Genomic DNA, 22,004 nt, shown 5'->3' with positions numbered 1-22,004 from the left:
GCCCCGACGGGTTGCGCCTCCCGTCGGGTCACCGGCCACCTCGCGGTCGCCGCTTTCACTCTAGGTCGGCCCCGCGTGGTTAGGAAGGGCTCGCCGGACCGGCTCGCTCCTCGCGCTCACGCTGCCTGCTCCTCGGGGGCGGGCAGTTCGGCGCGGACCAGGAAGCCGCCCTCGGGACGCGGACCGGCGCTGAACACGCCGCCGACGGCCTCGGCCCGCTCCCGCATGCCGAGCAGCCCGAGCCCGGACCCGGGACCCGCTGCCGGGGCGCCGGCGGCTGCCCGCTCCGGCCCGCCCGGCTCCTGGCCGGCGGGGACGGCCGCGGTGTCCGGGCCGTCGGTCGGCGCCGGGCCGCGAACGCCGGTCGAGGCCGGCCCGGGGACGCCGTCGTCGCGTACCTCGATGGTGACGCCGTCCGGGTCGTAGCGCAGGCGGACCGCGACGGGCGCGCCCGGCGCGTGCCGGTGCGCGTTGATCAGCGACTCCTGGATGATCCGGTAGGCCGCGACGTCGACGGCGCCGGGCAGCGGCCGGGGTTGCCCGGCGAGGGTCCAGCGCACCGGCTGGCCGGCGGCGAAGCCCTCGACCAGCGCGTCCAGCCGGTTGAGGCTGGGCACCGGCTCGGTGGCTTCCTCCTCCCGGGTCTGTTCGGCCCGCCGGGCCCGTTCCTCCAGCACCGCCACGTACGCCCGCCGGCTGCGCACCGCGTCACCTCCGGCGACGGCGACGCCGAACCAGAGCAGCAGCACCACGACGGCCGGGTCCCACCAGGGCACCCCCAGGGTGGCCACCGCTGCCGCACCGAGCACGAGGGCGCTCGTCGCGCCGGCGAGCCACGCGGTCCGCCGGTCGGACCGCGTGGCAACCGTGTACGCGGCGATCGCCACCGTGATCACGAAGGGGCCGCGCGCCTGGTGGGTGAGGAGCGAGAGCACCACGGTGGTGAGCGTGCCACCGAGCACGGGGAGCGGGTACCGGCGGCGGACCGCGATCGCGGCGCAGCCGATGAGCGCCAGCAGCACCGCTCCGGCGGTGAGCGGGTCGCGGGGCGGGCCGCCCGGTGAGTTCACCGGCAGCAGGCTGACCGCGAAGAGCAGCGTGGCCAGCAGTGCGTCGGCGAGCGTCGGGTGAGCCCGGGCGACCCGGCGCCACTGGGCGAGACGTCCCATGCGGTCAAGGTACGGCAGCCGGCCCGGCCGGGACCGCGTGCGTCCGCAGTCGGCTCGGCGGGTCGCCGGGCCGGTCGGGCCGATGCCGGTCAGCGGGTGGCGGGCAGGTCCCGGCAGAGGTCGCGGGGGAAGGTGGGCGCCGTGCGCAGCACGTGTTGGTCAGTGTCGGCGATGCACCGCGCGGGCCGCCAGGTCCGCGAGCGCCGACCGCGCCGGCTCCGTCAGGGGTTGCCGGTCCAGCGCGGCCGACGCCTGCGCCGCGCGCGCCCGGATCATCCGCTCCACCCGCTCCCGGGCCCCGGTGGCCTCGATGACCTCCCGCAGCTCGGCGGCGCCCGCCGCGTCCAGCGCCGGATTGCCGAACAGGGCCCGCAGCCGGGCCGTCCCGGCCCGGTCGGCGGCGGCCCGGGTCAGTGCCATCAGCACCGTGGGTTTGCCCTCGCGCAGGTCGTCCACGGTGGACTTGCCGGTGACCGCCGGGTCGCCGAAGACCCCGAGCAGGTCGTCACGGAGTTGGAAGGCGTCGCCGATCGGATCGCCGAACTCGGCGAGGGCGGCCACCGCGGCCGGGTCCGCGCCGGCCAGGGCGGCGCCGATCTGCAGCGGCCGGGTCACCGTGTACCGGGCGGTCTTCATCCGGATCACGGTCAGCGCGGTCGCCACCGAGCCGTCCCCGGCGGCCGAGACCAGGTCCAGGTACTCCCCCGCGATCACCTCGGCGCGCATCAGCGCGAAGACCGCGTACCCCCGGCGCAGCTGCTCGGCGCCCAACCCGCAGCCGTGGAACATCTCCTGCGACCAGGCGACGCAGAGGTTGCCGCAGAGCAGGGCGCCGTCCCGCCCGTGCGCCTCGGGGTCGCCCCGCCAGGACGACCGGGCGTGCAGGTCGGCGAAGTGCCGGTGCACCGTGGGCTGGCCGCGCCGGCGGTCGCTGCGGTCCAGGATGTCGTCGTGGATCAGCGCGAAGGCGTGGAAGAGCTCCAGCGCCGCCGCCGCGGCCATGATCGGCGCCCCGTCCGGGCCGCCGAAACCCCGCCAACCCCAGTAGCAGAACAGGGGCCGCAGCCGCTTGCCACCGGCCAGGACGAACCGGTGCAGGGCGGCGTGGACGGCCCCCGGGACGCCGTCCGACCGACCCGGCCCCTGCCGGTGCAGGAACGCCGCGAGCTCCGCGTCGAAGCGCGCCCGCAGCAGGGCCGGGTCGGTCGGTACGACGGTTACGGTCATGGGGCCTCCCGGGCCAGTCCGGCGAGCTGGAGCAGCAGCGCCTTCACGTCGGTCGCGGCCAGCCGGTCGCGGGCGGCGGACGCATCCGAGCAGAGCAGCACCGGCCCGTCCGCCGGGTCGGCGGGCAGCCGGCCGTGCGAGCCACGGACCGCCCCGGCACCGGCGTCCAGCCCGACCACGCTCATCAGGTAGCGCAGGCCGAGCTTCTTGCGGGCCAGCGCCACCGCCGCCCGGCGCTTCGCGACGGCCGGCGCCGCCGGGTCGAAGAACAACTCGGCCGGGTCGTAGCCGGGCTTGCGGTGGATCTCCACCAGCCGGGCGAAGTCGGGGGCGCGGGCGTCGTCGAGCCAGTAGTAGTAGGTGAACCAGGCGTCCGGCTCGGCCACCAGCACCAGCTCGCCGGAGCGGGCGTGGTCCAGGCCGTACCCGGCCTGGCCGTCGGCGTCGAGCACCTCGGCCACCCCGGGCAGCCCGGCGCAGAGCTTCGCCACCGCCGGCAGTTCGGCCGGGTCCTTGACGTAGACGTGCGCCACCTGGTGGTCGGCGACCGCGAAGGCCCGGGACGTCCACGGGTCGAGGTATTCCATGCCGGCCTGGGTGTAGACCCGCAGCAGCCCCTCGGCGCGCAGCAGCCGGTTGACGTCCACCGGCCGGGAGACGTCGGTGATGCCGTACTCCGACAGCGCCACCACCGTCGCGTCCTTGGCCCGCGCGGCCTCCAGCAGCGGGGCGAGCACCGCGTCCAGCTCGGCCGCCGCCGCGGCGGCCCGCGGCGAGTTCGGGCCGAAGCGTTGCAGGTCGTAGTCCAGGTGCGGCACGTAGACCAGGGTCAGGTCGGGTGCCTGGTCGGCCAGGATCCGCTCGGCGGCCCGGCAGATCCACCGGGACGAGGGCAGCCCCGCGCCCGGCCCCCAGTAGGTGAACAGCGGGAAGGTGCCGAGCGCGTCGGTGAGCATGTCGTGCAGCTCGGGCGGGTCGGTCCAGCAGTCCGGCTCCTTGCGCCCATCGGCGTGGTAGACCGGGCGCGGGGTGACCGTCCAGTCCACGTCGGCGCCCATCGCGTACCACCAGCAGACGTTCGCCACCGTGTAGCCGGGCTCGACCCGGCGGGCCGCCTGCCAGAGCTTCTCCCCGCCGACCAGCGCGTGGTGCTGCCGCCACAGCAGCACCTCGCCCAGGTCCCGGAAGTACCAACCGTTGCCGACGATCCCGTGCCCGGCGGGCGGTTCGCCGGTGAGGAAGGTGGACTGCACCGAGCAGGTCACGGCGGGCAGCACGGTGCCCAGCTCGGCGGCGAAGCCGGCCTCGGCGACCGCGCGCAGCCGCGGCATGTGCACGAGCAGCCGCGGGGTCAGCCCCACCACGTCGAGTACCACCAGCCGGCGGCTCATCGCCCGACCCCCGTCCCGGCCGGGGCCGCCAGGCCGACCGCGACCAGCTCGTCGCGCGCGAAGGCCAGCTCGGCGGCGATCCCGGCGGCCAGCTCCGTGTCGGTGCGCGGCCGCCGTGCCGCCGGCAGCACCCCCCAGGTGTACGTCTCGACGTCGAGGTGGTCGCAGCCGGCGGCCGGACCGGCGAAGAGCCCGGCGAGGGCGGCCCGCAGCACCGGCAGGGTGGACGTGAGCGGCGGCTCGGGCGGTGCGTGCAGCGGCACGTGATAATGCACCCGCCACGGGCCGGGCAGCTTCGCGTCCAGCGCGGCGTCCAGGTCGTCGGCCGCGTACGCCGGGTCGGCCGGGTCGGCGGCGGACGCGCAGCCGGCGGCCCGGGTCTGGTGCAGGAAGCGGGGTTCCACCCAGCGGCGCAGCGCCTCGGCCGAGCCGCCCGGGTCGGCGGCCTCGACGGCGGCGGAGACCTGGACCTTGACCACCGGCAGCCCGGCCGACTCCAGCCGGCCCAGCGCCTCGACCGGCTCCTCCCAGGCGCACGCGAGGTGCGCCAGATCGAGGCAGATCCCGAGCCGGTCGGTATCCATGGCTGACAATACCGCGCCCGCCTGTCCCGTGGACTCCACAATGCACCCCGGTTCCGGTTCGAAGCCGACCCGGATCGGCCGGCCGGTCTCCCGCTCCACGGCGGCCAGCCCGGTCGCCAGGTCGGCGAGCCGCCGCCGGGCCGCCTCCGCGCGGTCCGCGTCCCACGGCTGCCGCCAGGCCAGCGGCAGGGTGGAGACCGAGCCCCGGGCCGCGTCCTCGGGGAGCAGGTCGGCCAGCACCCGGGCCAGCTGCAGCGTGTACGCCAGCCGGTCGCGGTTGGTCCAGTCCGGGTGGTAGACGGCGCCCTTGACCACCGGCGCCTGGAACGACGCGTACGGGAAGCCGTTGAGGGTGACCACCTCCAGCCCGCGTACGGTCAGCTCGGCGCGCAGCCGCCGGCGTAGGGCCGGGTCGGCGGCCAGCTCGGCGGCGACCGGGGCGGCCAGCCAGAGCCCGAGGCCCAGCAGGTCGGCGTCGAGGGCCCGGCGGACCGCCACGGCGTACCGGTCGAGCTGGGCGAGGATGCCGGCCAGGTCCTCGGCCGGGTGGACGTTGGTGCAGTAGCCGAGGTGCACGGTGCTGCCGTCGGCGTGCCGGAGCCGCATCACTCGCCCCCGCGCAGGATGGAGTTGCCGGCGAAGGTCGGGGCGGGCGTCGCCAGGTCGCCGAGGTCGAGCCGGCCGGACTGGCCGTAGAACTCCACCGGGTTGCGCCACAGCACCCGGTCGACGTCGTCGTCGGTGAAGCCGGCGAGCAGCATCGCCTCGCCGGTGGCCCGGGTGAGCAGCGGGTCGGAGCGCCCCCAGTCGGCCGCCGAGTTGACCAGCATCCGCTCGGTCCCGTACGTCCGCAGCAGCTCGACCATCCGCGACGGCGTCATCTTGGTGTCCGGGTAGATGGAGAAGCCCAGCCAGCAGCCGGTGTCCCGGACCAGCTTCACGGTGATCTCGTTGAGGTGGTCGACCAGCACCCGGCCCGGCTCGATGCCCGACTCGGCGACCACCGCGAGGCTCCGCTCGACGCCCCGCGCCTTGTCCCGGTGCGGGGTGTGCACCAGGGCGGGCAGGTCGTGGCCGACGGCCAGGGCGAGCTGGCCGGCGAACGCGGCGTCCTCGGCCGGGGTCATCGAGTCGTAGCCGATCTCGCCGACCGCCACCACACCGTCCTTGTCCAGGTAGCGCGGGAGCAGGTCGAGCACCGGGTGGCAGCGCGGGTCGTTGGCCTCCTTGGGGTTGAGCGCGACGGTGGCGTGGTGCCGGACGCCGAACTGCCCGGCCCGGAACGGCTCCCAGCCGATCAGCGAGTCGAAGTAGTCGACGAAGGTGGCGGCGCTGGTGCGCGGCTGGCCCAGCCAGAACGCCGGCTCCACCACCGCGCGCACCCCGGCGGCGGCCATCCGCTCGTAGTCGTCGGTGGTCCGTGAGGTCATGTGGATGTGCGGGTCGAAGATGCGCATCACGCCTCCCTGGCGGTGGTCAGGTCCGAGCCGGCGCCGAGCCGGTCGAGCAGGTCGGTGGCGTCGGCGGGCATGGTGCGGCCGGCGGCGTGCCGCTCGGCGGCCAGCGCGGCCAGCATCGCCGCCAGCTCGCCGTCGGCCCGGCCGTCGAGGTCGTCGACGACGGCCAGCGGCACGCCGGTGAAGACGCACTTGAGCACCGCCTGCCGCCAGGCGGACTGCTCCAGGTGCCGGGCGTACGGGCCGAGGGCGGCGGCGACCAGCCGGGTGTCGTTGGTGCGGATGGCGTCGTGCAGCAGCGGTACGCAGGCCGCGCCGATCGGCAGCAGCGGCAGCGCCCGCAGCACGGCCCGCTTCTCGGCCGCGTCGCCGTGCTGGTAGAGGGTCTCCGCCGCCGCGGCGTGATCGGCGGGGAGCGCGGTGAGCAGCAGCGCCCGGGCGGCCTCGTCGACGGTCCAGCCGGGCGGGTCGGGCAGCGGCGCCCGCCCGCAGCGCCGCGCGGCGGCGGGGAAGAACCGCGCGATCGCCGCCGGTTCGGTGGCGACGCGGCGCAGCGCCGCGTCCAGCCACCGCGGATCGGGTACGCCCCGCAGCGCGGCGCGCAGTCGGTCGGGTGTCATGCCGTCTCCCCTCTGAGTCGGGTGGCAGGTGCTCAGCCACCGCCTTTGCTCTGCCGCACCCCAGGCAACAGCGGTTGTCCGGATATCGGACGCGGGGTGTTGCCGTCGCTGCAGCAGAGCAAAGGGGCCGAGTCGGTGGTCCGGCCCGGCGCGGGACCGGCCGGGCGGGACGCGCGGGCCGGCGGGGCCGCGGCGTCGGCCGTCCGGGCGGCGGCCCGGAGGAAGTCGAGCGAGCGAGCGGCCACGGCCGGCGCGGCGTGCGAATGCCGGGGCAGCTCCACCGCGACCAGGCCGCGGTAGCCGGCGTCGGCCAGCGCGCGCAGCACCGGCGGGAAGTCGATCTCGCCGGTGCCGAACTCCAGGTGTTCGTGCACACCTCGGCGCATGTCGTCGATCTGCACGTTGACCAGGTGCTCGGCGACCGCCGCCACGCACTCCGGCACCGGTGCCGGCTCCAGGCAGCGGCAGTGTCCGATGTCGAGGGTGAGGCCGAACGCGGGCGGCGCGCCGAGCGCGTCCCGCAGCCGCCGCCAGCCGGCGATCTCCTCGACCAGCATGCCCGGCTCCGGCTCGAAGCCGAGCGGCACACCGACCGCCGCCGCCTCGGCGCAGACCGTGGCGCAGCCGGCCACCAGCCGGTCCCACGCGACGGCCGGCGGCACCCCCGGTGGGCTCACCCCGGCCCAGCACGACACCGCCTCGGCGCCCAGGTCGGCGCCGATCCGTACCGCCCGGCGCAGAAAGTCGACCCGCCGGGCCGAATCGTCGTGCAGCAGCGTCGGGGCGTGCTTGCGCCACGGGTCGAGCAGGTAGCGGGCCCCGGTCTCGACCACCACCGCCAGGCCGAGCGCGGTCAGCCGTCGGTGCACGGCGGCGACCCGGCGGGCCAGCCCGGGGGCGAACGGGTCCAGGTGGTCGTGGTCCAGGGTGAGCGCCACCCCCTGGTAGCCGAGGTCGGCGATGACCGCCACCGCGTCGGGCAGCCGATGGTTGGCGAAGCCGTTGGTGCCGTAGCCGAACCGCAGCCCGGTCGGGCGGAGCGGAGCCTGCGCCACCCCCGCCGCGCCCGGTGCCGCCCGCCCGGTCATGTCGGCGACACCACCCGGGCAAGGCGGCGGCCCAGCGGGGCGGCGGCCGCGACGGCCAGGCCGAGCAGCCGGGCGCCGGCCCGGGCGGTCAGGGCGCCCTGCAACGCGGGCAGGCCGGTGATGCCGGCGCCGACCGCCGCCCGGACCCGGCCGGGTGACGGCTCGGCCAGCACCCGGGCCTGCGCGCCGGCGTACCGGGTGACGTAGCCGGCGGCGAGCACGGCCGGCACCGGACCGGTGCCGCCCAGCGCGCTCGCCGTGACCAGGGCGGTGCCGGCCAGGGTGGCCCGGGGCAGCCGCCGGTCGGCGCCACTGACTTCGCGGCGGGACAGCGCGGTGACCGTCCAGGTGTGCGCCGCCACGGTCAGCGCCGCCGGCAGCGCCCGGGCCAGCCGTACCCCCGCCGACGGGGATCCGCCACCCCGCGACGCCGGGCCGCCGGCACGGCGGGCGCCCGGAGCACCGGGCGGACCGGCGGAGGTGGCGCCGAGCAGCACGTCCAGCCCCCGACAGGCGGCCATCACGGCGGGACCGGCGGCGGTGTTCTTGGCCAGCAGGTCGTACCCCCAGACGGCGGTGGCGAGCGGCACCGCGACGGCCGTCGCCCGTCGGCCCCCGGCGGCGGCGGCCAGGGCGAGCCCGGCGGCGGTGAGGCCGGCGGCGAGCCCGAGCGCGGCCGGCGGGCTCACCCGGCCGGACGGGATCGGCCGTTCCGGCCGCTCGACGGCGTCCAGCCGCCGGTCGGCCCAGTCGTTGGCCGCCATGCCGGCCCAGTAGAGCAGCACCGACGCCCCAGCCAGCGCCGGCGTCCGGCGGTCCAGGACGCCGGCCGCCGCCGCACCCGCCAGCACGTCCCCCGGTACGGAGAGCGCGGCCGGCACCCGGACCAGTTCGGCGAGATCAGCGAGACCCGTCATCGTCGCCTCCCCGGTGCAGGCGGGCGACGAAGTCGTGCAGCAGGGCCCACTGCTCGGCGAGCGAGTGGGTCGGGGCGTCGAGCGGGTCCTTGAAGAAGAAGGCCAGCTCCGGCAGGGGGCCGTGCCGGCCGGCGGCGTGCGCGGCGGCGGCGAGTCGGGCCAGGTCGAGCACCAGCGGGGCGGCCAGCGCGGAGTCGCAGCCGTGCCAGGTGAACTCCATCCGCATCCCGGTGCCCAGGAATCCGGCGAAGGTGATCAGGTCCCAGGCGGTCTTGAAGTCGCCCAGCTCCTCGACGTGGTCGATCCGGGTGTCGCCCTGCGGGACGTAGCCGAGGGTCTCGCCCAGCACCCGCTGCTTGCTCGCCACCTTGGCCGCGTTCGCCGCCGGGTCCGCCAGGTTCGCGCCGTCGCCGCCGCCGAGCAGGTTCACCCCCGACCAGGAGCGGACGGCCAGGTGCCGCATCGCGAACATCGGCGCGAGCACCGACTTGACCAGGGTCTCCCCGGTCTTGCCGTCGTGCCCGGCGTACGGCAGGCCGCGTTCCGCGGCCAGCGCCGCCAGCGCCGGCAGCCGGGCCCCGGTGGACGGCGTGAAGTCGACGTACGGGCAGCCGGCGGTGAAGGCCGCGTACGCGTACAGCGAGCTGGGCGGTAGCACCTCGCCGGGGCCGGCCAGCGCGGTGCGCAGCGCGGCGGGGGCGAGGTGCGCCGGGTGCCCGACGGCGGCCGGTTCGGTGGCGCAGACGTTCACCACCACCACCCGGTCCAGCGCGTGCCGGTCCCGGAAGTCGGTCAGGTCCCGGACCACGGCGGCGGCCCGGTCGGCCTGGGTGCCCCCGGTCGGGGCGGGGCGCAGCGCCCGCTCGACGTCGGCCAGCTCCTTGGCGAGCGCGTCGACCAGCCGGCCGGGCAGCACGCCGGCGGCCGCCAGCGCCTCGGCCCGCTTGATCAGCGGGGTGGCCACCACGTCGTGGCCGCCGAGGACGAGGTCGGTGAAGGCGGGCAGGGCCGGCCCGCGCAGCTCGGGCAGCTCGGTGACGCAGCCGGTCGGGCCGGTCAGCCCGGCCCGCAGGGCGAGCGCCCCGACGATGCTGGTGGTCGCGACCGAGCCGCGTGCCCCCATCAGCCAGATTCCCGTACGCATCGTTGCTCCTTTCGTGGAACCTCCGTGCCGAGATCTCGCTGGTCGTCGGTGTGCCGATGGGCCCCGTCCGCCCGCGGCCATCCCGGTGTTGCGCCCGGGTCCGGCGGCGAAGTCGGCGGCAGCGCGCCGGACGGGGTCCCGGGCAGGTGTGGACGGACAGGGCTGGCAGGCAGGGTCGGTCGGCGTCCGGCCCTGCCTCCCCCGCGTCACCAGGTGGTACGCGTCCGCCGGTGCGGCCGGGGAATCCCGGTCCGGCCGCACCGGACGGCCGTGCTGCTCGTGCCGCGCCGGAGAAGCTCCGGTGGCACGCCCTCCGGGGCCGGCCTCGTCCCCGCCGCGGGGCGCAACCGCGGCCGGTCCCTCGCCGGCCGGCTCCGGAAAGTCGCTCGGGCGGCACCGGCGGGTCGGCCGGCGCCGCGACGGGTCAGGCGGCCAGTTCGGCCACCACGTCCGGCGCCACCTCCGTCCACGAGGAGCCCAGCTCCGCCGAGCGGGTCACCGCGTCCAGCACGAGCTGGACCTGCAACGCGTCGGCGAAGGAGGGTGCCGGGTCGACCCCGGTGGCGACGGCCTCCACGAAGTCCCGCATCTGGTGGGTGAAGGAGTGCTCGTAGCCGATGATGTGGCCGGGCGGCCACCACGCCGACATGTACGGGTGCTCGCCCTCGGTCACCAGGATCCGGGTGAAGCCCTGCTCGGCGGCGGGCCGGGTGGCGTCGTAGAACTCCAGCTCGTTGAGGCGCTCCAGGTCGAACAAGACGGTGCCGAGCGAGCCGTTGATCTCCACCCGGAGCGCGTTCTTGCGGCCGGTGGCGAACCGGCTGGCCTCGTACGTGGCCAGCGCGCCGCCGTCGAGCCGGGCGACGAAGGCCGCCGCGTCGTCGACGGTGACCGGGCCGGTGGCCTGGCCGTTGCCGTCCGCGTGGGCGGCCAGGCCGCTCGACCCGGTCGGCAACGGCCGCTCCTTGACGAAGGTCTCGGTCAGCGCGCTGACCCCGCTGATCCGCTGCCCGGTGACGTACTGGGTGAGGTCGACGATGTGCGCGCCGATGTCGCCGAGCGCGCCGGAGCCCGCCCTGTCCCTCTGCAACCGCCAGACCAGCGGGAACTGCGGGTCCACGATCCAGTCCTGCAGGTACGCCGCCCGGACGTGCCGGACCACGCCGAGCCGTCCGTCGGCGACCAGCTGCCGCATCATGGTGACCGCCGGCACCCGGCGGTAGTTGAACCCGCACATGGCGCGTACCCCACCGGCCCGGGCCCGGGCGGCGGCCGCCGCCATCAGTCGGGCCTCCTCGACGGTGTTGGCCAGCGGCTTCTCGCAGAGCACGTGCTTGCCGGCGGCCAGCGCGGCGATCGCGATCTCACAGTGGCTGTCGCCCGGCGTGCAGATGTCGACCACGTCGATCTCGTCGGACTCGACCAGCCGCCGCCAGTCCGTGGTGTGCGCCTCCCAGCCGAGCCGGCCGGCGGCGTCGGCCACCTTCGACTCGTCCCGGCCGCAGATGAGCGACATCCGGACCTGCGCCGGCAGGTCGTACACCCGGTTCACGGTGCGCCACGCCTGGGAGTGCGCGGCGCCCATGAACGCGTAGCCGACCATGCCGACCCGCAGGTGTCTGTCGTGAGTGGACAAGGTGGGTCTCCCCCCGTGTGTCAGAACCCGAGCTTCAGGTAGGTGCTCGCGTTCTCCTTGGTGATCGTCTCGGAGGCGAGGACGATCTCCTTCGGAACCTGGAGTTCCACCAGGTCGGACATGCCCTTCCCCTGCCCGATCAGGCGGGCCAGGGAGATGGCCGAGGAGGCCATCGACGGGCTGTAGGTGACGGTGGCCTTGAGCACCGTGTTGTCGGCCTGGATGTCCTCCATCGCCTTCTTCGAGCCGGCGCCGCCGACCATGAAGAACTCCTTGCGGTTGGCCTGGTTGACCGCGGCCAGGACACCGATGCCCTGGTCGTCGTCGTGGTTCCAGAGCGCGTCGATCTTCGGCAACGCCTGGAAGAGGCCGGTGGCCGCCTGCTGGCCCGAGTCGGCGGTGAACTCGGCCGGCCGCCGGTTGGCCACCTTCAGGCCGTTCGCGGCGAGGGTGTCGGCGAAGCCCTTGGAGCGTTCCTGGGTCAGCTCCAGCGAGTCGATGCCGGGGATCTCGCCGATGACCGGGTTGCTGACCCCCTTGGCCTTGAGCTGCGCGACGATGTAGGTGGCGGCGGCCACCCCCATGCCGTAGTTGTCGCCCTTGATCTGGAGCCGGTAGGCCCGCGCGTCGGGGAAGGCCCGGTCCAGGTTGACCACCGGGATGCCGGCCTTCATCGCCTCCAGGCCGAACGCGTTGAGCTCCTTGCCGTCGTGCGGCAGCAGCACGATCACGTCCGGCTTCTGGGAGATCAGGGTGGACAGCGCAGCGCGCTGGGCCGCCGCGTCGGCGCCGGCCTCCACGCTCTTGAACTCCACGTCCGAGTACGCCCCGGCCTGCGCCTTGGCGTTGTTGGTGATGGCGGCGATCCAGCCGTGGTCGGCGGCCGGGGCGGAGAAGCCGATGGTCACCTTCTTGCCCGGGTCGGCGTTGCCGCCGGCCGCGGCGGCCTTCGTCTGGGCGGCGGTCGGCGCCGCCTCGTTGCTGGTGCAGCCGGCGAGTACGACGCCGGCGGAGAGCGCGGCCCCGCCGAACAGCAACCGGCGGCGCGACAGGTCGCGACTGTGCTGGGTCATGACGACCTCCATGAATGAGGTGGTGGGGTGAAAATGGGTGTGGTTGTCCCGGCCACCGTCGCTGTCGAGGTGGCCGCCGGTGTCGCGGTGGGTCAGGTGGTGGTGGCCCGGTTTCGGCCGAGGAACTGGGTGAGGCTGCGGAACTGCACCTGCTGGATCAGGACGGCGGCGACGATGATGCCGCCCTTGACCATGTTCTGGGCCTCGGTGGAGAGGCCGTTGATGGCGAACAGGTTGGTGATGGTGGAGAAGATGACCACCCCGAGCAGGGAACCGATGATGGTGCCCCGCCCGCCGCTGAGCAGCGTCCCGCCGATGATGGCGGCGGCGATCGCGTCCAGCTCGTAGAGGTTCGCCATCGCCGCCTGCGCGGAGGTGGCCTGCGCGGTCAGCATCACCGCGGCGATGCCGCAGCAGAGGCCGGAGAGCGCGTACAGGTAGAGGGTGTGTCGCCGGACGTTGATGCCGGCGAGCCGGGCGGCCTCCGGGTTGCCGCCGACGGCGACGGTGCGGCGGCCGAAGGTGGTCCGGTTCAGCAGCACCCAGCCGGCGGCGACCACCGCGGCGAGGATGTAGACCAGCAGCGGGATGCCGAGCAGGTCCGTGGCGGCGATGCCGTTGATGAAGTTGTTGGTGGAGACCTGGGTCTGCTTGTCGGAGATCTCGGCGGCCAGCCCCCGGGCGGCCACCATCATGGCCAGCGTGGCGATGAAGGGCACCAGCCGCCCGTACGAGACGAGTAGGCCGTTGACCACGCCGACGGCCAGCCCGACGGTGAGCGCGCTGAAGATCATGCCGCCGGCGCCGTAGCTCTGGGTGGCGAGCGTGGTGGACCAGACGCCGGCCAGGGCGACGATCGCGCCGACCGACAGGTCGATGCCTCCGCCGATGATCACGAAGGTCATCCCGACGGTGACCACGCCGACCACCGAGGCGAGCTTGAGGATGGTGAGCGTGTTGCCCCACACCCAGCTCGCGTTCCCGTACAGATCGGGCCGGGTGAGGATGCCGATGACGACCAGCACCACCAGGGTCGCCAGCAGGCCCAGGTTGCGTTTGGCGCCCTCGCCGCCGTCACCCCGCCACCAGGAGAGCCGGCCGGCCCGGTCGGACCTCGCGGCCGCCGCGGTCTCGGCCGGGTCGACCGGCGGCGACTGCGCCGGCAGGTCCGCCGCCCGCTCCGGCGCCGCGGTTGGAGAGAGCTCGCTCATGCTGGCGCACCTTCCATGAGGGACCCCGCCATGACGAGGTCGAGCACGGTGTTCTCGTCGAGTTCGCCGGCCGGGGCCTCGCGGACCACCCGGCCCTCCCGCATCACCAGGACCCGGTCGGCGAGCCCCAGCACCTCGGGCACCTCGCTGGAGACCAGCAGCACGCCGACGCCGCTTGCGGCCAACTGCCGGATGACCTGGTAGAGCTCGGCCCGGGCCCCCACGTCCACGCCGCGGGTCGGCTCGTCGAGCAGCAGCAGCCGGGTGTCGCCGAGCAGCCAGCGCCCGACCACCACCTTCTGCTGGTTGCCCCCGGACAGGGTGCGCACCGGCCGCCTGACGTCGCGGGGACGCAGCTCCAGGGAATCGGCGATCCGGTCCGCCTCGGCCCGTTCCCGCCCGGCGTCGGTGAAGCCGAGGCGGGCGTACCGGCCGAAGGTCGCCAGGGTGACGTTGCGGTAGATCGGCTCGCCGAGCAGCAGCGCCTGGCTCTTGCGCTCCTCGGGAGCCATCCCCATGCCGGCCCGCACCGCCGCGCCGACGCTGCCGGGCCGCAGCGTACGGCCGCCCATCCGGACCGTGCCGGCCTGCGCGCGGCGGGCGCCGTAGATGGTCTCCAGCAGCTCGGACCGGCCCGAGCCGACCAGCCCGGCGACGCCGACGATCTCGCCGGCCCGCACGCTCAGCGAGACGTCGGCGAACTCGCCCGGCCGGGTCAGGCCGTCCACTCGCAGCAGTTCGGCGCCGTCCGGGTCGGCGGCCGGGCGGTCCGGGAAGACGTACTCAATGCTGCGGCCCGTCATCCGCGCCACCAGGTCGCGGGTCGGGGTGTCGCGCGCCGGCAGGTTCGCCGCGGTGGTCCGGCCGTCCTTGAGTACGGTCACCCGGTCGCCGATCTCGCGGATCTCCTCCAGCCGGTGCGAGATGTAGATGACCGCGATGCCCTGCGCGGTCAACTCCCGGATGATCCGGAACAGGTTGCCCACCTCGTCGTGGGCCAGCACCGCGCTCGGCTCGTCCATGATGATCAGCCGGGCCTCGTGGGAGAGCGCCCGCGCCATGCTGACGATCTGCTTGCCGGCGGCGGGCAGCGCCCGGACCATCCGTCCCGGCGGGATCTCCGGGTGACCGAGGCGGCCGAGGATCTCCCGGGTCCGGCGAGCCATCCGGCCGCGACGGACGAACCCGAACCTGCGCGGCTCGTGGCCGAGGAAGGCGTTCTCCGCGACCGAGAGGTCCTCCACCAGGTCGAGTTCCTGGTAGATGGTGGCGATCCCGGCCCGCATCGCGGCCTGCGGGTTGGCGAAGGCCGCTGGCTCACCGCGCCAGTGCACCTCGCCGGCGTCCGGCCGGTGCACCCCGGAGAGCACCTTGATCAGGGTGGACTTCCCGGCGCCGTTCTGCCCGAGCAGGCAGTGCACCTCGCCGGCGCGCACCTCCAGCTGCACCCCGTCCAGCGCGCGTACGCCGGGGAAGGTCTTGACCACGTCGGTGAGGCGCAGGACCACCTCGCCCGCGACGGTGTCCGCGGGGGCCTCCACCAGGGGTGCCTTCGTCACGACGGCCTCCTCGCTCCCGCGCGTCGGCGGCCGGCCCGGGCCGGCCGGTTCCGGGGTGTGTCCGGCGCCGGTGGCGCCGGTCGCGGGGCCGGTCATGACGCCTCCCCGAAGGCCAGGTCGCTGGCGAGCACGGCCGCCCCGGCCACCCCGGCGCGGGAGCCGAGCTCGGAGAGGACGACCGGCAGGTTGCCGGTGGCCAGCGGCAGCGACCGGCGGTAGACCACGCTGCGGATCTCGGCGAGCAGGATGTGCCCGAGCTGGGCGAGGCCGCCGCCGATGACGATCATCGACGGGTTGGTGAAACTCACCAGCCCGGCCAGGACGCTGCCGACCCGCCGGCCGCCGTCGCGGATGAGCTGGATGCAGGTGACGTCCCCCTCGGCGGCGCCCTGCGCGACGTCCAGCGCGGTCAGCGCGCCGCGAGCGTCGAGCCGCTCGGCGAGTGCCGGGGAGATGCCGGCGCGGGCCGCCGCGGTCGCCTCCTTGGCCAGCGCGGCACCGCTGAACAGCGCCTCCAGGCAGCCGAGGTTGCCGCAGGAACACATCGGACCGTTCGCGTCGACCTGGATGTGGCCGATGTCCCCGGCGCAACCGTCGGTGCCCCGGTACACCTCACCGCTGAGGTAGATGCCGCAGCCGATCCCGGTGCCGATCTTGATGAAGAGGAAGTCGTCCACCGAGTGGGCGACCCCGCCGTGCCGTTCGCCGATCGCCATGATGTTGACGTCGTTGTCGACCACCGCCGGGCAGCCGTGCTCCCGGGTGAGCAGCTCGCGGACCGGGAAGCGGTCCCAACCCGGCATGATCGGCGGCGAGACCGGGACGCCGTCGCGGAAGCTCACCGGCCCGGGCACGCCGATGCCGACCGAGTCGAGCCGCTCGTACGCGCCGTCCACCTTGGCCTTGTGCAGCAGCTCGCTGACTCGCTGGAGGGTCACCTTCGGGCCGGAGCGGATGTCGGCGGGCTCGGTGTAGGCGACCACCGGTTCGAGGCGGCCGTTGACCACCTCGACGTCGATCGAGCTGGCACCCAGGTCGACCGCGGCGAAGCGCAGGTGCGGGCTCAGCTCGACCAGGGTGGAGCGCCGCCCGCCGCGGGACGCGGCGAGCCCTGCCTCGGCGACGTAGCCGAGGCCGACCAGCCGCTCCAGCTCGGCGAGGAGGCGGGGGCGCGGCATCTGCAACCGGTCGCCGAGCTCCGCCCGGGACACCGCCCCCTCGTCCCGGAGCAACCGCAGCAGCCGTACGTGCAGGGGGTCCACCGTCCGCACCGGGACTCACCTCCGCATCGGAGTCGTTCACATCGACGCAACGGCGATGTGTCGTGTCCGACACAGTAGGAGCCTTCCGGGTCGCGTGTCCATAGCTTCGGCGCGATCCGAGCCAAACTTTTGTCCATCTGAGCAAAAGCGCGTAGTGGATCACGAAAAGCAGGGCGGTTCCGGCCCAGCTCACCTCGGCGCGGGCACCGTGCCACGGACATGCGACCGCCCCGCCGCGACGGGCGCGGGCGGGGCGGTCGACGGGTGACGGTCAGCGACCGGCCGCGTTGCGCTTCTTCTTCAGCTTGCGGTCGTCGCGCAGCTCGACGTACGGCTCCTCCTCGGCCGGGTGCCCGGCCTCGATGGCGCGCCCGCGCTCCAGTTCGGCGTCGAACTCCGCGCCGAGCAGGATCGCGATGTTGCTCAACCAGAGCCAGACCAGGAAGATGATCACGCCGGCCAGCGCGCCGTAGGTCTTGTTGTACGACCCGAAGTTGCTGACGTAGAGCGCGAAGAGGCCGGAGATCACCAGCCAGATCACCACCGCGAGCAGGCCGCCCGGGCTGACCCAGCGGAAGCCGCCGTGCCGGGCGTTCGGCGAGGCCCAGTAGAGGATCGCGAACATCAGGCTGACCAGGATGAGCAGCACCGGCCACTTGGCGATGTTCCACACCGTCACGGCCGTCGAGCCCAGCCCGATCGCGCTGCCAACCTGCTCGGCCAGGCCACCGGTGAAGACCACGATCACCGCGGCGGCCAGCAGCAGCACACCCACCAGCGCGGTCACCCCGAGCCGGATCGGCAGGGTCTTCCAGATCGGCCGGCCCTCCGGGACGTCGTAGATGGTGTTGGAGGCGCGCATGAAGGCGGCGATGTAGCCGGAGGCCGACCAGAAGGCGGCGAGCACACCGATGATCGCGGCGATGCTGGCCAGGCCGCCGGAGCGGCCCGCCTGCTCGATCGCCGCCTCGATGATGTCGCGGATGTTCTGCTGCGGCACCACCTGGTCGACAGTGTCCTTGACCCCCTCGGTGGCGCGGGTGCCGAGCAGGCCGAGCACCGAGATGAGCACCAGCATGCCCGGGAAGATCGAGAGGACGCCGTAGTAGGTCAGCGCGGCGGCCCAATCGGTCAGGCTGTCGTCCTGGAACTCCTTGACCGTGCGCTTCAGCGCGGCCTTCCACCCGGCGCCCGGCAGCTCCGTCGGGCTGTCCGGCCCCTCGTCCGGGCCGACCGGCCCGGAGCGCCCCGCCCCCCGACCCGCCCGGTCCAGGTCCAGGCGGTTCCGGTGCCGGTCACCGCCCGGGCCGCCGGGCTCGTCGGCGGCCCGGTGGCCGCCGGACAGGTCGGCCCGGTCCCGGGCCCGCTCCACGCCGTTGCGGGGCGCGGTGAACCCGGATTCGTCACGGCCGCGCCCGCCGCGGGCGGAAGACTCGTCGGAGGCCATCGCCCCTCCTCATGCTCGGCATCGTCAGGACACGACATGCCCCGAGGCAACGGGCGGTAACCACCTACTTGTAGAGCAACCTGCCCATCCGCCGGGAGGCCACGACGAGCCCGACCGCGGTCAGCACCAGCAGGTACGCCACGTCGAGCAGCCACGACCAGCCGGCCGCGCCGACGGAGATGCCCCGGATCAGGTGCACCGACCGGTAGAGCGGGGTCAGCTCGACGACCCAGCGCAGCACGGCCGGATACGCCTCCGCCGGGACGAAGGTGCCGGAGAAGAGGAAGAGGGTGAACTGGGCGGAGCCCATCAGGTCGAAATCCTGCCAGCTGCGCATGAACGTGGCGACGGCCATGCCGAGCGCGCCGAACGCGAAGCCGACCAGCACGGCACCCGGGAACGCCGTCACCGCCCGACCCACGGTGGTCAGGTCCATCGCGACCATCACGACCAGGAAGGCCGCCGAGTAGAGCGACCCCCGGATCATCGCCCAGCCCAGCTCGCCCAGGGCGATCTCGAACGGCTGCACCGGGGTCGCGATGATCCCGTCGTACAGCTTCATGAACTTCATCTTCCCGAAGAAGTTGAAGGTGGTCTCCGCCAGCGCACCGGTCATCGCCGACGAGGCCAGCATCGCCGGCGCGACGAAGCCGGCATACGAGACGACCCGGCCGCCGGGGAGCGTGAGGTCGCCGACCAGCGCCCCCACCCCGATGCCGATGGAGAAGAGGTAGAGCACCGGCTCCAGGAAGCCGGAGATGAGCACCAGCCAGTACGCGCTCCGCAGCGACGTGAAGTTGCGCTCGGCGACCGAGGCCGAGCGGCGGGGCGCCCCCTCGAAGCTGACCAGCCGGGGCAGGACGAGACCGACCATGACATCCCTCCCCTAGACGACGAGCTCGCGGCGGAACACGCGCCGGGCCACCAGCCAGCCGGCGACCGCCCAGGCGGCGAGGTAGAGCAGATGACCGGAAACCGACCACTGTGGCGCCACTCCGAGCGTGGCCGCCCGGCACAGGTCCACCGCGTGCCAGAGCGGCGTCGCGTACGCCAGCTGCCGCAGCCCCGACGGCAGCGACTCGACCGGGAAGAACACCCCGGCGAAGAGCGTCATCGGGATCACCGCGAAGCGGAACAGCAGCGCCAGCCAGCTGTCGCTCGGCACCCAGGCGCTGTACGCGAACGTCGGCGCGGCGACCGCCAGGCCGAGCAGCAGCACCACCGGCAGCACCGCCACCGCCCACGGCGAGCGCAGCGCCCCGAACAGGGCGGTCACCAGCAGGAACGCGGCCGTGCTGGTGAGCACCCGGAACAGCACGAAGGCGAGGTGGCCGGCGAGGATGTCACCCACCCGCAGCGGCGCCGCGACCTGGGCGAAGTAGGTCTTGATCCAGCGGAAGTTGCTCAGCACCGGCCAGGTCGACTCGCCGATCGCCACCTGCATCGCGGTGGAGGCGATCAGGCCCGGCACCAGCCAGTCGAGGTAGGACACGCCACCGACGCCCTGGTCGACGTAGGCGCCGACGCCGAACCCGAAGCCGACCACGGTGAGCGCCGGCAGCAGGAAGGACGAGAAGACCCCGGCCCGCCAGGTGCGCCGGTAGCCCACCAGGTAGTGCCCGAGCACCGCCAGCGCCGGCACCCGCGGCAACGCCGGCCGGACCCGCTCCGCCACGCTCACGTCGACCACCACCGGTACGCCTGGATTGTCCTCACACCAACATCTCCCTTGCTGTGACGGCAACGGCAGGGGCAAAGACGCCGAGTGGGAGCGCGACGAGCCCGGCCCGACGTCGGGGCAGAACATTCACGGCGAACCTCCTAACAAGGGGTGGATGGCCCACCAGCCGCGCCGGTAGGGGCTGGTGGTCAGTCGACCAGGGTGCGGCCGGTGAGGTGCAGGAACACGTCCTCCAGGCTGCTGCGCCGGACCAGCACGCTGGCCGGGACGAGGCCGAGCGCGGCGACCTCGGCGACCGCCGCGTCGCCGTCGGCGACGTAGAGCAGGATCCGGTCGGGCAGCACCTCGACCCGTTCCCCCAGCCCGTCGAGCTTGCCGGCGAACGCCTCCTGCGAGTCGGCGGCGAAGCGCAGCTCCACCACCTCCCGGGTGGAGTGCTGCTCGATCAGGGCGCGGGGCGAGCCCTCGGCCACGATCCGGCCGCCGTCCATCACCACGAGGCGGTCGCAGAGCTGCTCGGCCTCGTCCATGTAGTGGGTGGTGAGCACCAGGGTGACGCCCTGCTGCTTGAGCCGGAACAGCCGCTCCCAGACCAGGTGCCGGGCCTGCGGGTCGAGCCCGGTGGTGGGCTCGTCGAGCAGGACGATCTCCGGGTTGTTGACCAGCGCGCGGGCGATGGTCAACCGGCGCTTCATGCCGCCGGAGAGCGGCTCGACCTTGCTGTCGGCCCGCTCGGCGAGCTGGACGAAGTCGAGCAGCTCGGCCGCGCGCTCGCGGGCCACCCGGCGGGGGATGCCGAAGTAGCGGGCGTAGGTGGTGAGGTTCTCCCGGACGGTCAGCTCCGGGTCGAGGTTGTCCAGCTGAGGGCAGACGCCCAGCCGAGCCCGGATCGCCGGGCCGTCCCGGACCGGATCCATGCCGAGGATGCGCAGCTCGCCGCCGCTCGGCGGGGAGATGCAGCCGACCATCCGCATGGTGGAGGACTTGCCGGCGCCGTTCGGCCCGAGGAAGCCGAACGCCTCACCGGGTCGCACCTCGACGTCGATGCCGTCCACGGCGGTGAAGTCGCCGAACCGCTTCACCAGCCCCCGAGCCTGGATGAGTGGTTGAGCAGTGGTCACCGGCCGACCCTAGCGGTCGGGTCCGACACCCATCGACCGGTTAATCCCGGCACGACGTTGGGGACGCCCCCGGCCGAGGACCTCCACCCGGCGATCGTCGCCGCCTGGACCGACAGCGAAGCGGGGCGCCCTCGCATCGAGGGCGCCCGCTTCGCCGCGTGCACTAGGCCACCGCCTTGACGGCCGAGCCCGCCGTGGCCCGCTCCCGCGCGACGCGGCGGCGCCGGGTCGGCATCCCGAGCGTCGGGTTCGCGACGCCCCAGGCGGCGCCCTTGCAGACCAGTTCCTTGTAGACGGCGGCGAGCCGTCCGGTCAGTGCCGCCCGGACGGTGCGGTCGTCGGCGGTGACGTACTGGATCACGCCTTCCTTGCGGCCCAGCGAGATGCACTGGTTGAAGTAGCGGATCGGCATGTTCGGGAGCTTCCCGCCGGTCAGGCGCGCGGCGAGCGCGTCGGCGGCCTGCCACGCGACCGGGGTGCCCGAGGCGCACGACATCCGCAGCGGCTTGTTGCCCGGTCCCATCGCGTAGGCCGCGTCGCCGACGGCGTACACGTCGGGGTGCGAGACCGAGCACATGGTCCCGTCGACCACGATCTGGCCGGCGCCGGTGACCTCCAGGGCGGTCGCCTTCGCGATCGGGTGGACCGCGAAGCCGGTGGTCCACACGGTGACGGCGGCCGGGATGGCCTTGCCGTCGGCGGTGGTGACGCGGTCGGCTTCGACGCCGGTGACGGCGGCGTGCTCGTGCACGGTGATGCCGAGCTTGTCGAAGACCTTCCGCAGGTGCCCGCGGCCCTTGGGCGAGAGCCAGTCGCCGAGGCCGCCGCGGGCGGCGAGGGCGACGTCGAGGTCCGGGCGGGCTTCGGCGATCTCGGTCGCGGCCTCCAGGCCGGTGAGGCCGCCGCCGACGACGGTCACGGTCTGCCCGGCCTCCAGGCGGGCCAGGCGCTCGCGCAGCCGGAGCGCTCCGGGGCGGCTGGCGATCTCATGGACGTGCTCGGCGGTGCCGGGGACGCCTTGGGCGTTCCAGCCGCTGCCGAGGGCATACACGAGGGTGTCGTACTCCAGCTCCTCGGCGCCGTTCGCGTCGATGACAGCGACGGTCTTGCGGTCGACGTCGACGCCGGTGACCTTCGCGAGCTTCAGTTCGACGCCGGTGCCCGCGAACATCTCGCGCAACGGCCGGGGCTTGAGGTCCTGGCCGACCGCCAGCTGGTGCATCCGGACCCGCTCCACGAAGTCGGGTTCGGCGTTGACGAGGGTGATGGCGACGTCCTCGCGGTGCAGCCGCTTGGCGAGGCGGCCGGCGGCGATGGCTCCGGTGTACCCGGCTCCGAGGACGATGATGCGGTGCTGCATTTCCGTACTCCTGTCTGATGCGGGTTCGCCACTTGAACCGGGCGGCCCACCGTTTCC

General features: G+C 74.3%; 19 protein-coding genes. All 19 read right to left on the bottom strand.

The features are described 5' to 3' along the window. Window positions 1-116 precede the first annotated feature (116 nt). The 19 genes from OG799_RS00705 to OG799_RS00615 all read right to left on the bottom strand — a co-directional run bounded on the left by OG799_RS00705 (window position 117) and on the right by OG799_RS00615 (window position 21,947). Entirely contained in the window at window positions 117-1,169 is a 1,053-nt protein-coding gene (locus OG799_RS00705) for a sensor histidine kinase (RefSeq protein ID WP_406042016.1), read from the bottom strand. 159 nt (window positions 1,170-1,328) lie between these two features. Further along, window positions 1,329-2,396: a polyprenyl synthetase family protein gene (locus OG799_RS00700; RefSeq protein ID WP_406042014.1), complete on the bottom strand. Its 1,068-nt coding sequence runs from the start codon at window positions 2,394-2,396 to the stop codon at window positions 1,329-1,331. Then, the gene (locus OG799_RS00695; protein WP_406042012.1) at window positions 2,393-3,787 is read right to left on the bottom strand and encodes an alkaline phosphatase family protein; all 1,395 of its coding nucleotides are present in this window, start codon (window positions 3,785-3,787) and stop codon (window positions 2,393-2,395) included. The genes OG799_RS00700 and OG799_RS00695 overlap by 4 nt, the downstream gene beginning before the upstream one ends. Continuing rightward, window positions 3,784-4,977 (bottom strand): metabolite traffic protein EboE, encoded by a 1,194-nt coding sequence (gene eboE / locus OG799_RS00690; protein ID WP_406042010.1) that lies wholly within the window; start codon window positions 4,975-4,977, stop codon window positions 3,784-3,786. The genes OG799_RS00695 and eboE overlap by 4 nt, the downstream gene beginning before the upstream one ends. Further along, window positions 4,977-5,828, bottom strand: coding sequence for a TatD family hydrolase (locus tag OG799_RS00685; protein ID WP_406042008.1), 852 nt, complete (start codon window positions 5,826-5,828; stop codon window positions 4,977-4,979). The genes eboE and OG799_RS00685 overlap by 1 nt, the downstream gene beginning before the upstream one ends. Next, a complete protein-coding gene (locus OG799_RS00680) occupies window positions 5,828-6,448 on the bottom strand; it encodes an EboA domain-containing protein (RefSeq protein ID WP_406042006.1) in 621 nt (206 codons plus the stop codon). Before OG799_RS00680 ends, OG799_RS00685 begins: the two co-directional genes overlap by 1 nt. Window positions 6,449-6,480: 32 nt before the next feature. Beyond that, the gene (locus OG799_RS00675; RefSeq protein ID WP_406042004.1) at window positions 6,481-7,536 is read right to left on the bottom strand and encodes a sugar phosphate isomerase/epimerase family protein; all 1,056 of its coding nucleotides are present in this window, start codon (window positions 7,534-7,536) and stop codon (window positions 6,481-6,483) included. Next, a complete protein-coding gene (locus OG799_RS00670) occupies window positions 7,533-8,453 on the bottom strand; it encodes an SCO3242 family prenyltransferase (protein ID WP_406042002.1) in 921 nt (306 codons plus the stop codon). Before OG799_RS00670 ends, OG799_RS00675 begins: the two co-directional genes overlap by 4 nt. After that, the gene (locus OG799_RS00665; RefSeq protein ID WP_406042000.1) at window positions 8,437-9,597 is read right to left on the bottom strand and encodes an inositol-3-phosphate synthase; all 1,161 of its coding nucleotides are present in this window, start codon (window positions 9,595-9,597) and stop codon (window positions 8,437-8,439) included. Before OG799_RS00665 ends, OG799_RS00670 begins: the two co-directional genes overlap by 17 nt. 424 nt (window positions 9,598-10,021) lie before the next feature. Further along, complete coding sequence (locus OG799_RS00660) at window positions 10,022-11,233, bottom strand: Gfo/Idh/MocA family protein (protein ID WP_406041998.1); 1,212 nt, start codon at window positions 11,231-11,233, stop codon at window positions 10,022-10,024. A gap of 20 nt (window positions 11,234-11,253) precedes the next feature. Beyond that, entirely contained in the window at window positions 11,254-12,306 is a 1,053-nt protein-coding gene (locus OG799_RS00655; RefSeq protein ID WP_406041996.1) for a substrate-binding domain-containing protein, read from the bottom strand. A gap of 92 nt (window positions 12,307-12,398) precedes the next feature. After that, window positions 12,399-13,517: an ABC transporter permease gene (locus OG799_RS00650; protein ID WP_406041994.1), complete on the bottom strand. Its 1,119-nt coding sequence runs from the start codon at window positions 13,515-13,517 to the stop codon at window positions 12,399-12,401. After that, window positions 13,514-15,076 carry a sugar ABC transporter ATP-binding protein gene (locus OG799_RS00645; protein ID WP_406041992.1) on the bottom strand — a complete coding sequence of 521 codons (1,563 nt, stop codon included), beginning with the start codon at window positions 15,074-15,076 and terminating at the stop codon, window positions 13,514-13,516. Before OG799_RS00645 ends, OG799_RS00650 begins: the two co-directional genes overlap by 4 nt. Before the next feature lie 92 nt (window positions 15,077-15,168). After that, window positions 15,169-16,347, bottom strand: coding sequence for an ROK family protein (locus tag OG799_RS00640; RefSeq protein WP_406041990.1), 1,179 nt, complete (start codon window positions 16,345-16,347; stop codon window positions 15,169-15,171). 262 nt (window positions 16,348-16,609) lie between these two features. Beyond that, the gene (locus OG799_RS00635; RefSeq protein WP_406041988.1) at window positions 16,610-17,785 is read right to left on the bottom strand and encodes a YihY/virulence factor BrkB family protein; all 1,176 of its coding nucleotides are present in this window, start codon (window positions 17,783-17,785) and stop codon (window positions 16,610-16,612) included. Between the two features lie 64 nt (window positions 17,786-17,849). After that, a complete protein-coding gene (locus OG799_RS00630; RefSeq protein WP_406041986.1) occupies window positions 17,850-18,659 on the bottom strand; it encodes an ABC transporter permease in 810 nt (269 codons plus the stop codon). A 12-nt stretch (window positions 18,660-18,671) separates the two neighbouring features. Beyond that, a complete protein-coding gene (locus OG799_RS00625) occupies window positions 18,672-19,466 on the bottom strand; it encodes an ABC transporter permease (protein ID WP_406041984.1) in 795 nt (264 codons plus the stop codon). Between the two features lie 188 nt (window positions 19,467-19,654). Further along, the gene (locus OG799_RS00620) at window positions 19,655-20,587 is read right to left on the bottom strand and encodes an ABC transporter ATP-binding protein (protein ID WP_406041982.1); all 933 of its coding nucleotides are present in this window, start codon (window positions 20,585-20,587) and stop codon (window positions 19,655-19,657) included. 163 nt (window positions 20,588-20,750) lie between these two features. After that, a complete protein-coding gene (locus OG799_RS00615; RefSeq protein ID WP_406041980.1) occupies window positions 20,751-21,947 on the bottom strand; it encodes an NAD(P)/FAD-dependent oxidoreductase in 1,197 nt (398 codons plus the stop codon). Window positions 21,948-22,004: the final 57 nt, after the last annotated feature.

Source organism: Micromonospora sp. NBC_00898 (genome assembly GCF_045207895.1).
In the GTDB taxonomy this organism is placed as follows: domain Bacteria; phylum Actinomycetota; class Actinomycetes; order Mycobacteriales; family Micromonosporaceae; genus Micromonospora.
This window is presented reverse-complemented; position numbering and strand designations above follow the sequence as displayed.

Excerpts from the sequence above, each read along its gene's own strand:
- OG799_RS00705 (WP_406042016.1), bottom strand. The coding sequence starts at position 1,169 with ATGGGACGTCTCGCCCAGTGGCGCCGGGTCGCCCGGGCTCACCCGACG.
- OG799_RS00700 (WP_406042014.1), bottom strand. The coding sequence starts at position 2,396 with ATGACCGTAACCGTCGTACCGACCGACCCGGCCCTGCTGCGGGCGCGC.
- OG799_RS00695 (WP_406042012.1), bottom strand. The coding sequence starts at position 3,787 with ATGAGCCGCCGGCTGGTGGTACTCGACGTGGTGGGGCTGACCCCGCGG.
- eboE (WP_406042010.1), bottom strand. The coding sequence starts at position 4,977 with ATGCGGCTCCGGCACGCCGACGGCAGCACCGTGCACCTCGGCTACTGC.
- OG799_RS00685 (WP_406042008.1), bottom strand. The coding sequence starts at position 5,828 with ATGCGCATCTTCGACCCGCACATCCACATGACCTCACGGACCACCGAC.
- OG799_RS00680 (WP_406042006.1), bottom strand. The coding sequence starts at position 6,448 with ATGACACCCGACCGACTGCGCGCCGCGCTGCGGGGCGTACCCGATCCG.
- OG799_RS00675 (WP_406042004.1), bottom strand. The coding sequence starts at position 7,536 with ATGACCGGGCGGGCGGCACCGGGCGCGGCGGGGGTGGCGCAGGCTCCG.
- OG799_RS00670 (WP_406042002.1), bottom strand. The coding sequence starts at position 8,453 with ATGACGGGTCTCGCTGATCTCGCCGAACTGGTCCGGGTGCCGGCCGCG.
- OG799_RS00665 (WP_406042000.1), bottom strand. The coding sequence starts at position 9,597 with ATGCGTACGGGAATCTGGCTGATGGGGGCACGCGGCTCGGTCGCGACC.
- OG799_RS00655 (WP_406041996.1), bottom strand. The coding sequence starts at position 12,306 with ATGACCCAGCACAGTCGCGACCTGTCGCGCCGCCGGTTGCTGTTCGGC.
- OG799_RS00650 (WP_406041994.1), bottom strand. The coding sequence starts at position 13,517 with ATGAGCGAGCTCTCTCCAACCGCGGCGCCGGAGCGGGCGGCGGACCTG.
- OG799_RS00635 (WP_406041988.1), bottom strand. The coding sequence starts at position 17,785 with ATGGCCTCCGACGAGTCTTCCGCCCGCGGCGGGCGCGGCCGTGACGAA.
- OG799_RS00630 (WP_406041986.1), bottom strand. The coding sequence starts at position 18,659 with ATGGTCGGTCTCGTCCTGCCCCGGCTGGTCAGCTTCGAGGGGGCGCCC.
- OG799_RS00615 (WP_406041980.1), bottom strand. The coding sequence starts at position 21,947 with ATGCAGCACCGCATCATCGTCCTCGGAGCCGGGTACACCGGAGCCATC.